Below are 12,308 nucleotides of genomic sequence, written 5' to 3' on the forward strand. Positions count from 1 at the left end.
TTACTCCTCCTTGGGCCACGCCTACATAATTCCATCCATCACGTGCACGTCTGGCGCACCGTTATTCACGATGCGGTTCACGCGGTCGCTAATCAATGGATTGTATTCTGGGTGGGTCAGGATGTAGAAGGTGTTGTCCTCCAGGGCCTTGAATACGGTGTCCGCGATGGTGTCAATTGGCGTCCCGTTGGTAATGACGTACTGGGCAAACTGTTGACCCTTCTTGAAGGCCTCGCTGCTGTAGTATGGATCCGTGGCGTCGGCGTAACGTGTTGGCCGGTGCTGTTCGGTGTGGTACAGGTCCGTCTGCACGAAGCCAGGGCACATCACGTGCATTTGGATGTCTGCGCCAATCCGCTGCAAGTCGTAAGCAGTTGCTTCAGTCAACCCTACTGAAGCGAACTTGCTGGCGTGGTAGGCTGGCATCCCTGGTGTGTCAAGCAAACCAGCGATGGAGGCCACGTTCAGGATAGCAGCGTGGGTCTTTTGTTCCAGCATCACCGGAATAATCCGCTTCATGGTGTACACCTGACTCAAGGTGTTCACGTGCAGAATCCATTCCCAGTCGCGAGTTGGCAGTTCCCACATCCGCCCTGGCAGTGCAATCCCGGCGTCGTTAATCAGAACGTCAACGCCACCAAACTTGGCTAGCACTTTGTCGATTGCTGCATTGACCGCGTCTTCATCACTCACATCGGCGGGCACCGTCAACACTTCAGCGCCCAAATCAGCAACCATCTTGCTGGTTTCCTGCAGTGCAGGTTCATCAATGTCGAGCAAAGCCAGCTTCATTTCCCGCCGTGCGGCTTCCTTGGCGATCTCCCGACCAAAACCATGTGCAGCACCAGTTAACAGCATGACCTTATTTTTAAAATCCTTCATGACTCACAGCTTCCTTTCTCCTCAACCCCAACTAGACCAATAAAATAATTGTGTTCAAGAACAAATGTTATTTGCTTTTGAATACGCTTTTAATATAGTGCGAACTGTGCGTATGATATACGGGTAAAAGCCACAGGAAATCTTCAAGTTGGCTGTGTACTTTCCACAATCGCCGCGCCATATCAACGTTTGCGGTACGTATTTAGATTTCATCTACTGGAGGAAGCCATGCTCTTAACCGACTTTATTCATGAATTATCTGTTCATTTTGCGGATTTGCAGATTATCAATACCAATTTGGATATGACCATCACTGAAGTCACGCTCATCAAGCACGACGTTCCGCAAGTACGCGCGGACCACTTGTACCTGGACGTGCGGCCGCACAAGCTGGCACTGAATGTTTACACCACAGACAGCTGGCAACGTGTTGCCGAACTCCCCACTCGCGGCGCCAAACTGGAGCGCATCGCCTTGGCCCTCATGGCAACTGCCGGCAAAATTTTGCGCGGCGACGAACAACTGCATGCTGATGAACTTTACCTCGCGACCCACGCCATTGCGGCAGATTTCGCAGCCACACTAAATAAGGCCGCCCACATGCTCAAGGCGCCCCTCATGGTGATCGATTTACTTGGTCAGCACATCATTGCCAGCAGCATTAACGCGCCCAGCCAGGGCAGTGCCATCGGTCAGTACCTTGCCGACCACATTCCTGCCCTCACGCCAGGTGATTTCTGGCAGCACCTGTACCTGACCGATAGCAAAATTTCGCTGACCCCGCTACTGCTTTCGCCAATGGCGGCCAACGGTGATGCCATCGGCTACTTGGCATTCCCGCTGCTTGGCGACGGGATGACGGCCACACAGGTGCGGCAACTGGCCGCCTTTACCCCCATTATCAGTCAGGCAGCGGCTAAAGGTCAGTTTAGCAGTATCTCCGGCCAAGGCCGCGGCCGGCTGCTGACGATGATGCTCACCGCTTTTGACGACAGCACTTTTGAAGCGCAGTTTGCGCGCGAACATGTCCAATTACCACACGGCATGGTGCTACTAGAGGCCCTGTCCAAAACCGGCCGCAGCAGCAGCGAGCTCAGCGAACGGCTCATCTACCTGCTGACCCCACTATGTAAACAAGTCATTGCGACCAGCTACCACCACCACGCGGTCGCATTAATCAGCCTGGACATCAATGCTTACAACGATGGCACGTTGAAGCACATCTTGCAGCAGCTGGCCGGTCAGCTTGAGTGTCAATTCATCGTCTCCCACTATTACGAGCGCGCCCGCGACACACCAAACGTCTACAAAATTTGCCGACAAGTCAGTCAGCTGCGGACAATCAGCGAGGACGTCAACTTTTGTGAAGATCAATTTTTTGCCTTGATGTTGGCTAAGCTACCGCAGTGGGAAACGGTGCTGCCGCTGTTTCTCAATCCCTCATTCACCACCATTGCGGCCTATGACGCGCAAAACCGCACGGAACTTTTGCCGACGCTGCGCGCTTACCTCGAGGCAACTTGCAACCTGACGGCAACGGCGCACGCACTGTACATTCACCCCAACACCTTGTGTGCGCGCATGCAGCGCATCACCGAAATAAGCGGTCTGGACATCAAGGATGCGGACGTCTGCTTCAAACTCGCCGCGAGCTTCGCGGTGCAGCACTTCCTGAACGCTTACCAAATCGAACCCGACGGCGTTACGCATTAAAGCCGTCCGTCAACGATAGCATTTCTGTGACGAAGTCATGCCGGGCCGCTGCGGCGTTTTCACAACCACCGCTAGGTGGTGGGGTCGGCAACTCCGGCGAGCGTGCACTTGGGTTCCACGATTGAGGACTACGCGGCGGGGACCGCTCAAGCCCTTTGGGCTTTCACTGGCGATTTTGCCGCAGACCCAGCGTCAAAATGCGCGCTCCCGCGAATCATGTACGAAGCTCCGGCAAAAACCGCCGAATCTCCAAACATGATTCGTTTCGCCGCTCCGTCCTCAATCGTTCCACCCAAGCGCCCCCTCACCTCCATGGCCGACACGTTACTGAGTAGAACGCACCACAGAAACCTGATAACAACGTTGTTAAAAAATTGAGTTTGAGATCCAACAATACACGGAATTATGGAACTACACGATAACGAGTTCTGTATTAACAATGTTCAATACGTTCGAGAGGCCTGAAGAACCACTCGCTGTGCCAGCATTTCTCAATTGAATGTTGAATGTCCGTCAAATCTGTCTGGAGCTTCCACCAGCGTAGTTTGAAACTTTCCCCACCAGAGTATTGTGGTAGCACTTAGGGCCTGGGGCGGCTTGGTGGAGTGAACGCAGGTAGGTGGCGCGCAAAGAACACGAATAGCCCATACAACCGGCGTCAGCCGTATTGTATGGGCTATTCGTGTTCGGGGTAAAGCTTTTTACCAGGGGCTTCGGCAAAAAGTTTAGCGGTAGCCTGGTTTGCCAGGCGTGAGCCAGTGGCACTTTGCGCTTTAGCGCTTAGAGCCACGGCCGCGTAGCTCGACCCCGCGCCACCTACCTGCGGGCACGTAACCAAGTCGGCCCAGTTCCGATCTTCGGTCTAACCACTATTTTCAATCCCCGCATCCTTACGGATGAAAGTTTCATGGCTTACGCTGACGGCCAACATCTAGTTCATGTAGTACCAACGACTGTTGTACTGCCTGTAGTTATCCGTATCGAAACCAGACATCGCAAAACCAAGAGCTGAAATGATGACACCTGCAGCAATCAGCACCGTTGCCACCTTCACAACTAAATATTTTCGCATTAGTTAAACGCCGCCTTTCCGCGCCGAAACTGACTTGCCACCCAGGACATCAGCGCCAGGTGTGCACGCAGGAACCACGCACTAATTTTGTAGGTGATCCAACCGCCCAGCAAGCCGATACCGATACAAAGTAACCCGATACCCAACTCCGTGACACCCATAAACGGTGCGTGAATGAAGGCGGGAAAACTGGCAAATAGCGCCCACAGACCGCCGATGCCAAAACCACCAGAGGTCACCAGGCCGGTGAACGGAATACACCAGAGCACTACTTCCGCTGCGAAAAGAATCCCTAACGCCGCAATCAGGAAACTCCCCCAAATTGGGCTGCCGATGATCAATAACATAATGACCAGCCAGCGCCGCCCTTCGCCTTGCTGGGGCATTGGCATCGCCGCTGCTCCGGCACTGTAGTTGTCGACCGCTTCGAACACGATTTCGTTCGGATCGCCCACCTTGGCCACTGCCTCTTCCTCGGTGTTGCCCTCTTCCATAAGGTCGAGAATCATTTCGTTGTAATACTCAAGCTGTCGCGCTACCTCGCTAGCGGGCACGTTACCCTCCAGACCGGCGCGCAGCCTGATTGTAAACTCACTTCGTTTCATCAGTACTCCTCCTAATCGTTTCGTACACATCCTGCACTTCCTGCCAATCGGCAACAAAGCGCGTGATGCTACTGCGTCCGGTCGCCGTGAGATGGTAATACTTTCGCTGCCGTCCCTGATGGATTTCACTGTAGGTGCTGACGCGACCATCACCCTCCAACCGCTTGAGTATCGGGTACAGCGTTGATTGCGTCAGTTCCAATACCGGCGGAGCGTCCTTGATAATTTGGTAGCCATAGGAGTCGCCTGCCACAAGCGTTGCCAGCACACTGTATTCCACTAGGCCCTTCTTCATCTGGCTATCCAAATCAACACCCCTTCCTTACACCCCATACTATACAATGCAGAGCATAGTACTGACCTCGGTCTTAGGTCCTAAAACGCACATGGCGCGGGCATTCTTTTATGAATGTCCGCGCCATGTGTATTTATCTATTCTTCTGGTAGTTCGAAGCCCTGCTGGTGCAAAATACGGCCAATATCATCGCGGTGGTGCAAACTTCCCGCAAGGTGCTTGACCATCGACTCGGTGTAACTGACGTTCTTTTGCCCCCACTTGCGGGTCTGGTAGTAATGCCGCAAGTGCTCGTCGTATTGCTGCAACACCGTATCGTCCAATTCTGGATACGCATTATCGGCATATACTAGCTGTCGCGGCAAGCGCGGCTTCAAATCGGGATCTTCCGCCGGCGTGCCAATCATCATCCCCAGAATCGGGAAGGTGTACTTCGGCAGGTGCAGTAGGTCAATCATCGCCTGCGGGTCATTCAGAATACTGCCGAGGTAGACGGCGCCTAAACCACTGCGTTCCGCGGCCGCCGTCATGTTCTGCGCCGCCAGCGTGCTATCAAAAATACCGCCCAGTAGTGCGTCCCAGTTCGTCAGCTGGTGAATCGACTTACCGCTGTCTTGAACTAGGGCAACGTTACGCGCCTGGTCCAATACGAAGATAAACAAATCGCCGTTGTCCGCCGCGTAATCGTAAGTGGTCACCGCGGCGATTTGCTGGCGCAGCGCGGGATCCGTCACGTGAATCAAACTGAATTGCTGCATAAACTTGCTGCTGGCCGTCGCTTGGGCAACTGCAACCAGTTCATCCAGCTGCGTTTGCGTCAGCGGCGCGTTTGCATAGCGGCGGATGGAACGGTGCCGCAACGCGTTTTGTTCGATTTCTGTCATGTCTTTCACCTTCTAATCGCGGTCGGGGTCGCGCATCCAGGCCAGCGCAATCGCCTTTTCACCAATGTGGGTCGTGATTGCAGGACCAAAGAAAGACCGCTCAATGGTCACATCCGGAAACTTCTTTTGGAGCTCAGCTTGCCAGACATCTGCCTCATCCGGATTACCGGCGTCAATGACCCACGCCTTCAGCGGATAATCCGCCGCTGCCACCGCTTCAGTGAACAGTTCTTCCACGCGTGCGGAGGCCCGGTTCAGCGTGCGAATTTTCTCCGCAACGACAATTTTGTGACTCTCATCAAAAGTCAGGAGCGGCTTAATCCGCAGCATGCTGCCGAGCAAGCCGGCGGTACTACTCAAACGGCCGCCGCGCACCAAGTGCTGCAGGTCATTGACGATGAAGTATTCGTCCGTGCTGGCCCGCAACTGGTCCATGCGCGCGATGATTTCGTCCAGGCTCTTGCCCTCTTTGGCCATTTGCCCCGCTGTCAGCACCATTTGCCCCATCAGAATGACCGTAATCTGCGAATCGTATACGACCACGTGCTGGTTTTCAATGTCACGAGCCGCAGCGCTGATGGTACTGTTAATGCCCGAGATGGTGGCGGACAGGTAAATGTTCAGGACGGTATCGTAGCCTTCGTCCAGTAATTCCTTGTGGATTGTGAGTACATCACCAAGCCGCGGCTGCGAAGTGTGCGGAAAATCTTTGGCTGCCCGCATTTTACTGTAGAACTCTTCGGGCGTGATGTCCTCGCCTTCGTTGTACGTCTGACCGTCAACGATGACCGGTGTCGTGACGATGCGAATCGGCAAGTCAGCAATTTGCTCCGGCGTGAGGTAGGCAGTGCTATCAGTAACGATGGCGATTTTACTCATGGATTTAACCCAACTTTCTTGTTCAAAACGACTCCTGATGCTCGTTTGCTGCTGTTTATCATAGCACTACTGTGGGTGGTACTCACTGGTCATCCGTGCCCGTTGCACGAAGTTCGTGAACAGCGCGGCTTGCTGCTTTGATTGCCGCCACATGTTCTCCGGGTGCCACTGCACGGCCAAAATCTGGTCAGATTCCCGCGTCTCCAGTGCTTCCACCACACCGTCATCTGCGCGTGCGGTCACCTGCAGACTTGCCGCGATGTTGCGCGCTGCTTGGTGGTGCCGTGAGTTCACGTAAGCTCGCTCACCGACAAGCTGCGCAATCTGGCTACCCACTGTTGCGTTCACATGGTGCGTTGGCAAATCACCGCGTGCGGCCTGGGCATGGCGAATTTTGCACTCGGGATTCTGAGCGGCCAAATCCTGGTACAAATTACCACCCAGCGCCACATTAATGACCTGCAGGCCGCGACAGATGCCAAAAATCGGCTTGCCCGCTGCAACTGTTGCCTTAATCAGCGCAATTTCGAAGACGTCCTTCATGTACGCCGCACCACCACACTCGGGAATTGGCTCTTCACCATACATGGTCGGATCCACATCCGGGCCACCAGGCAACAAGAGTCCGTCGAACAACTCGGTATAGTGTTGCGCAATGCTTGCCGCATCTGCTGGTGTCTCCGGATAAGGCAAAATAATTGGTAGACCACCGGCAGCCTGCACCGCATTCTTAATTTCGTTTGGCGCCATGTCGGCATTGTTCATGTTAATAATAGACGAAACTCCGGGGACCTGGTCTCCCGTAATGGCAATCACTGGCTGCATGGCATAACCTTCCTTATTTGTTGCAAGTTATATCAATAGTTTAATACTTTTATGCAAGCAAAACCTCACCCGGTCAAAAATAGCGGGCGACACTCCGCGAGTCGCGGGGAACAGGCCTGTCTGCACACCGCCCAATTTTCTAGGTGGCGCCCATTTGCACGCTGTTTTGGTCAAGGTATCCGGCCGGCGGCACCAGCACCCCGAGAAAATAAAAATAACGAATGCCGCTTGCATTTTGACCAAGCTCCCTTATAATGAACTTATACTTATTTTTAGTAAGTTAATAGTCAACGCAAATCTTTGGAGGAAAATGCTCATGACAGACAAGCCTTACACATTCGGCCTCAATACCTTCGGCGATCTCGCCTTCCACGATGACGGCAGTGCCATGAATGGTGATCAGACCTTGCAGCAAGTGCTGCAAGAAGCCCAACTGGCTGATCAACTTGGTATCGACATCTTCGCACTGGGCGAACACCACCGGCCCGAATTTGCCATCTCTAGTCCCGAAGTGGTGCTGGGGGCAATGGCCGCACTGACCAAGAACATCAAGCTGGGGACGGCGGTGACCGTGCTTAGTTCCGATGACCCCGTGCGAGTTTTCGAACGCTTCAGCACCCTGCACGGCTTGTCGAACGGTCGTGAGCAAATCATGATCGGGCGCGGTTCCTTCACCGAATCCTTCCCACTCTACGGCTACGATCTCGAGAAGTACAACGACCTGTTTGAGGAAAAGATTGCGATGTGGGACCAGCTCCTCCAGCATAAGAAGATGAACTGGAAGGGCAAACTCACCCAGAAGCTCACCGACACAATGGTCTACCCGATGCTACCGAAGAACGAGACCATCGAAACAGTGGTCGGTGTCGGCGGTTCACCGGAGTCCATCATCCGCGCGGTTTACTACGACTACGCGGTCATGATTGCCATCATCGGCGGCGAGCCGGTACGGTTCAAGCCTTACGTCGACCTCTACCACCGGGCGGTCAGGGAGTTCAACAAGACAGAGCGGCCACTGGGGATGCACGCCCACGGCATCATCCTCGATGACGCCGAAGAAGCCAAGGAAGTTGGCTGGAAGTACATCCGCGCCGAAATGGACCGCATTGGAATTGACCGCGGCTGGGCACCAATGACCCGTGACCGTTTTGAATTTGAAATTGACAAGGGATCGTACTACGTCGGCACGCCGGAGCAGGTCGCCCAGAAACTCGCCAAGAACATGCAGGCACTAGACATGCAGCGCTTCGACCTGGTTTACGGCACTGGCGGACAGCTAGAACATCAGCGGCTGGCGACCATCGAAAACTACGGCAAGCGCGTCATTCCGCGGGTTAAGGAACTGCTGGGAGGTAAGTAGGATGGACAAGCAAACAATTGGCATCATTGGTGCCGGCAAACTCGGCACCACCCTCGCCCGGCTCGGTACGCAGCGCGGTTTTACCATCAACATCGGTAGTCGCCATAGCGTGCAAGACCTCAAGTGGGTGATCGACACGATGGCGCCCGGTGCGGTCACGATGAGCACGCCCGATGTCATTAAGCACTCAGACATCATCATTCTGGCCATCCCGCTGAGCCACTACCGCGACCTGGACCCCGCCGCACTCGCTGGCAAAATTGTGCTTGATGCCACCAACTACTGGAAGGAAGTCGATGGCACCGTCAACACGATCTCCAGCATGAAAGAATCTTCCTCCGAGGTCATTCAGGCCTACTTGCAGGACAGTTTAGTCGCTAAGGCGTTCAACCATATGGGTTACCACGACATCGAAATTGAGGTCGATCGGCATCCTGAGGTGCGCCGCGCCATGGCTTACGCCACCGACCACGATGAGATTCGTCCAGTTGTTGAAGCGGTACTCACCCAGTTCGGCTTTGACCCGCTGGATCTCGGCCCGCTACGTTTTGGCCTCTACCTCGAACCAGGCAGCCCGCTGTTTGGTGAGGCCATCCCGCGCGCGGAGTTCGTCGATAAGATTAACCGCATCTACTCGACGCCATTTGGTGCCAAGATTCTCTCCGAACGTGGTCAGCAAGTCGTCTAAGTAACCGTCCCACGTAAAAAACTTGTGCATCGCCGCAATTTAACGGCAAATGCACAAGCTTTTTTCGTAATTCGGAATCGTTTAATTCTTCAGCACCCCAAAATGTGCCAGGTGGGTCTTTAAGTAGCCCGCCGTCTGGCCGGCGCCACTGCGCGCGACCGCTTGCGGCGTGCCAGTGGCCACAATGTGTCCACCTTCGCTGCCGCCGCCAGGACCCATGTCCAGCACGTAATCAGCGTTAGCGATGACGTCCAAATCATGCTCGATGGCCAGTACGGTGCCGCCCTGATCCAACAGACGCTGGAAGACCTGTAGCAACACCTGCACATCCAGCGGGTGCAAGCCGACGGACGGCTCGTCAAACACAAAGAGCGTGCCCGTCAACTTCTTACCCATGTGTGCGGTTAGCTTCAGACGCTGGGCCTCGCCACCAGACAGCGTGGGCGTGCTCTCGCCAAGGTGCAGGTAGCCCAAACCCATATCGTGCAGTACCTGCAGGGTTGCTTCTATGCCGGCCTCATCCTTGAACACCGGTAGTGCCGCATCAACGTCGAGGTCGAGCAAATCGGCGATACTGTAACCATGCCAAGTGACATCGAGAACTTCCGGCTTGTAGCGCCGGCCATTGCAGGTAGGACAGGTTTGCTGCATATCAGGCAAGTATTGAATATCGAGGTTAATCTCGCCCGTTCCGCCGCAAGTTGGGCAGGCGCCGGCCGCCACGTTGTAGGAGAAGTTGCTGGCGGTGTAACCGCGCTCTTGGGCGAGTTCTTGCCCCGCGAACAGCGCCCGCAATTTATCCAAAATATCGGTGTACGTGGCCACCGTTGAGCGTACGTTTTTGCCGACCGGCGTCGCATCAATAGCCACTACGCGCCGCAACCCGCCGCGCTTGAGATTCTGGGCAAACTGCGGTGCCGGCTTCTTCTTTGTCGCCGTCAGCGCCGGAATCAGGGCTTCAAACACCAAGGTGGACTTGCCGGCACCGGAAAAGCCCGACACAACGGAAAACGCTCCGACTGGTAGTTCTGCAGTCACATCATGTAGGTTGAAGCGGTCGGAAACCGTGACGCCATAGTGCTTGGCTTTTGTGAGCTCTGCTTGCGCACGTTGCGGGCGGGCAAGTAGCTGCGCGTTGCCGTTCAAAAATGGCGCAATTAGGCTGTTCGGCTGCTTCATGATAGCTGCCGGCGTCCCCATGTTCAGCAGGTGTCCGCCGCTGGCCCCCGCGCCAGGACCAATTTCCAGCACTTGATCAGCGGCCGCAATGATTGTCGGGTCATGATCCACCACAATCACGGAGTTGCCCTGGGCAACGAGACTGCGCATGACATCAATCAGCCCCTGTACGTTCGCCGCGTGCAAGCCAATAGACGGTTCATCCAGTACGTACAACACGCCCGTCGTCTGGGTTCGCAAGGTGCGACTAAGCTGAATGCGCTGCAGTTCGCCGGTGGACAAAGTGCTGCCCGCCCGGCCCAGGTTCAGGTAACCCAAACCCAGTTCGAGCAGTGGCCGCAAAATTCCGAGCAATTCGTCTAGAATGTTGTGGGCTAGCTCCTGCATGTCGGCAGGCAGCTGTGCGTACACCGTGCCCACAAAATCACGCAGTTGCGTCAACGTCAGTTCACTCACTTCAGCAATATTCTTTCCCGCCAGCAATTGCGACAGTAGTTCCGGCTTAAAGCGGCTGCCATGGCAAGTCGGGCAAGTGCCGAAGCGGTAGAAGCGGTTCAACCGAGCAATGGCCCGTTCGTTAGTGGTCGTGGCCATGCTGTCGAGCACCGCTGCGTGCGCATTTTCGAACTGGGCGTTATCCATGTGGAAAATTTTGCCGGTGCTGCTGGGAATATTAATGGCGTATTTCTTGCGCGGACCATTCCACACCATCTCTTGCTGGTCTTTAGGCAGATCTTGGAACGGCGTATCGATGTCGATGCCAATCTGTTCGGCGACCAGGTGCATGAAGTTACGCCCTGGCAGCCGCCAAGACGCAACGGCACCCTCACGAATGGTCTTGCTAGGATCCGGAATCAGTAGGGATTCGTCCAGAGTCTGCGCGGTCCCGGTACCGCCACAAGTGGGACAAGCACCGGCTGAGTTAAAGGCAAAATCCTCTGCCGCAAACGCCATGAATTCTACCCCGCAAGTCGGACACTTAATCATGCCCATCCCGCTGCCCGCCTTATTCGGCAGGTCCATTGCCTGCGCAATCGCCAAAGTTGGCGGCACCTGATGGCCATTCGGGCAACGCGGTGACCCGAGCCGCGAGAACGCCAGCCGCAGCACGTTCAGTGCCTCGGTCGCCGTGCCCACGGTCGAACGCACGCCCGGAACGGATGGCCGCTGCCGCAATGCGATGGCGCTAGGAATATGCTCAATCGATTCCACGTCTGGCTTGCCGGTCTGGCCTAGGCGCCGGCGGGTGTACGTGGACAACGCGCTCACGTAGCGCCGCATCCCTTCAGCGTAGAGCACCCCCATCGCCAGCGAGGACTTGCCGGACCCCGAGCGGCCAGTGACCGCTACCAGCTGGTGAAGCGGAATATCGACGTCCAGGTTCTTTAGATTATTGACCCGTGCACCGCGGACCTTGATGCTTTCCGGAACATGATTTGCCATTTGCTACCTCCTGCAATACTTACTGCCCATATTCTAACACCGTACAAAATGTTGGTTACGGACAGATATGAGTTCATGACGCTGTCCGTCAGCGTAAGTCTGCGCCCGCAAGGGTGCGCTTTACGCTTTGGTTTGTTTTCAAACCGCCGCTAGGCGGTGGGTCGGCAACTCCAGTGGTGGTGCGCTTGGGCTACGCTCCGGGAACTACGTCGGGCGGGGACCGCTTCAGCCCGCTATCGCGGTCTTCCGCTGGCGGAGTTGCCGCAAGAATGGCGTCAACTCCGCGCTCCCGAGATGATTGTATGCAGACAGGACGGCAAGAACGGCCGTCCTGTCTCCAAACAATCATCTTTTCGCCCGACTCCGTTCCCTGTGCTTCGCCCAAGCACACCACCACCTCCGTGGCCGACACGTTAATGAGTGGAGAATACCATAGATACCGAGCGACCGCTCATTCAAACGCCGGATCAAAACACAGACCGT

At 55.3% G+C, this 12,308-nt stretch carries 11 protein-coding genes; 3 read left to right on the forward strand and 8 right to left on the reverse strand.

Annotated elements, in window-relative coordinates:
• Positions 1–21: 21 nt before the first annotated feature.
• Positions 22–882 (reverse strand): SDR family NAD(P)-dependent oxidoreductase, encoded by an 861-nt coding sequence (locus EKM97_RS07800; RefSeq protein WP_125571835.1) that lies wholly within the window; start codon positions 880–882, stop codon positions 22–24.
• Positions 883–1,110: 228 nt separating this feature from the next.
• On the opposite strand from EKM97_RS07800, the gene EKM97_RS07805 reads away from it, so the two are divergent.
• Positions 1,111–2,595 (forward strand): PucR family transcriptional regulator, encoded by a 1,485-nt coding sequence (locus EKM97_RS07805; protein WP_125571836.1) that lies wholly within the window; start codon positions 1,111–1,113, stop codon positions 2,593–2,595.
• Between the two features lie 931 nt (positions 2,596–3,526).
• Here EKM97_RS07805 and EKM97_RS11970 read toward each other — a convergent pair.
• The 6 genes from EKM97_RS11970 to EKM97_RS07830 all read right to left on the reverse strand — a co-directional run bounded on the left by EKM97_RS11970 (position 3,527) and on the right by EKM97_RS07830 (position 7,155).
• The gene (locus EKM97_RS11970; protein ID WP_164507486.1) at positions 3,527–3,667 is read right to left on the reverse strand and encodes a hypothetical protein; all 141 of its coding nucleotides are present in this window, start codon (positions 3,665–3,667) and stop codon (positions 3,527–3,529) included.
• A complete protein-coding gene (locus EKM97_RS07810) occupies positions 3,667–4,272 on the reverse strand; it encodes a DUF1700 domain-containing protein (protein WP_125571837.1) in 606 nt (201 codons plus the stop codon). The genes EKM97_RS11970 and EKM97_RS07810 overlap by 1 nt, the downstream gene beginning before the upstream one ends.
• A complete protein-coding gene (locus EKM97_RS07815) occupies positions 4,259–4,579 on the reverse strand; it encodes a PadR family transcriptional regulator (protein WP_125571838.1) in 321 nt (106 codons plus the stop codon). Before EKM97_RS07815 ends, EKM97_RS07810 begins: the two co-directional genes overlap by 14 nt.
• Before the next feature lie 125 nt (positions 4,580–4,704).
• The gene (locus EKM97_RS07820; RefSeq protein WP_125571839.1) at positions 4,705–5,451 is read right to left on the reverse strand and encodes a nitroreductase family protein; all 747 of its coding nucleotides are present in this window, start codon (positions 5,449–5,451) and stop codon (positions 4,705–4,707) included.
• A 12-nt stretch (positions 5,452–5,463) separates the two neighbouring features.
• Positions 5,464–6,330, reverse strand: coding sequence for a DegV family protein (locus EKM97_RS07825; protein ID WP_125571840.1), 867 nt, complete (start codon positions 6,328–6,330; stop codon positions 5,464–5,466).
• A gap of 66 nt (positions 6,331–6,396) precedes the next feature.
• Positions 6,397–7,155, reverse strand: coding sequence for a gamma-glutamyl-gamma-aminobutyrate hydrolase family protein (locus EKM97_RS07830; RefSeq protein WP_125571841.1), 759 nt, complete (start codon positions 7,153–7,155; stop codon positions 6,397–6,399).
• Positions 7,156–7,465: 310 nt separating this feature from the next.
• Between EKM97_RS07830 and EKM97_RS07835 the strand changes: the two genes are divergently transcribed.
• Entirely contained in the window at positions 7,466–8,515 is a 1,050-nt protein-coding gene (locus tag EKM97_RS07835) for an LLM class flavin-dependent oxidoreductase (RefSeq protein ID WP_404820207.1), read from the forward strand.
• 1 nt (position 8,516) lies between these two features.
• On the forward strand, positions 8,517–9,203 hold the full coding sequence (locus EKM97_RS07840) for an NADPH-dependent F420 reductase (RefSeq protein WP_125571843.1): 687 nt from the start codon (positions 8,517–8,519) through the stop codon (positions 9,201–9,203).
• Positions 9,204–9,284: 81 nt separating this feature from the next.
• On the opposite strand, the gene EKM97_RS07845 is transcribed toward EKM97_RS07840, so the two are convergent.
• On the reverse strand, positions 9,285–11,825 hold the full coding sequence (locus tag EKM97_RS07845; protein WP_125571844.1) for an excinuclease ABC subunit UvrA: 2,541 nt from the start codon (positions 11,823–11,825) through the stop codon (positions 9,285–9,287).
• Positions 11,826–12,308: the final 483 nt, after the last annotated feature.

The sequence above is a fragment of the Lacticaseibacillus songhuajiangensis genome, from assembly GCF_003946025.1.
Lineage (GTDB): Bacteria > Bacillota > Bacilli > Lactobacillales > Lactobacillaceae > Lacticaseibacillus > Lacticaseibacillus songhuajiangensis.

Coding starts and splice junctions, on each gene's coding strand:
- EKM97_RS07840 (WP_125571843.1), top strand. CDS start 8,517: ATGGACAAGCAAACAATTGGCATCATTGGTGCCGGCAAACTCGGCACC.
- EKM97_RS07805 (WP_125571836.1), top strand. CDS start 1,111: ATGCTCTTAACCGACTTTATTCATGAATTATCTGTTCATTTTGCGGAT.
- EKM97_RS07820 (WP_125571839.1), bottom strand. CDS start 5,451: ATGACAGAAATCGAACAAAACGCGTTGCGGCACCGTTCCATCCGCCGC.
- EKM97_RS07825 (WP_125571840.1), bottom strand. CDS start 6,330: ATGAGTAAAATCGCCATCGTTACTGATAGCACTGCCTACCTCACGCCG.
- EKM97_RS11970 (WP_164507486.1), bottom strand. CDS start 3,667: ATGCGAAAATATTTAGTTGTGAAGGTGGCAACGGTGCTGATTGCTGCA.
- EKM97_RS07800 (WP_125571835.1), bottom strand. CDS start 882: ATGAAGGATTTTAAAAATAAGGTCATGCTGTTAACTGGTGCTGCACAT.
- EKM97_RS07835 (WP_404820207.1), top strand. CDS start 7,466: ATGCTCATGACAGACAAGCCTTACACATTCGGCCTCAATACCTTCGGC.
- EKM97_RS07830 (WP_125571841.1), bottom strand. CDS start 7,155: ATGCAGCCAGTGATTGCCATTACGGGAGACCAGGTCCCCGGAGTTTCG.
- EKM97_RS07845 (WP_125571844.1), bottom strand. CDS start 11,825: ATGGCAAATCATGTTCCGGAAAGCATCAAGGTCCGCGGTGCACGGGTC.
- EKM97_RS07810 (WP_125571837.1), bottom strand. CDS start 4,272: ATGAAACGAAGTGAGTTTACAATCAGGCTGCGCGCCGGTCTGGAGGGT.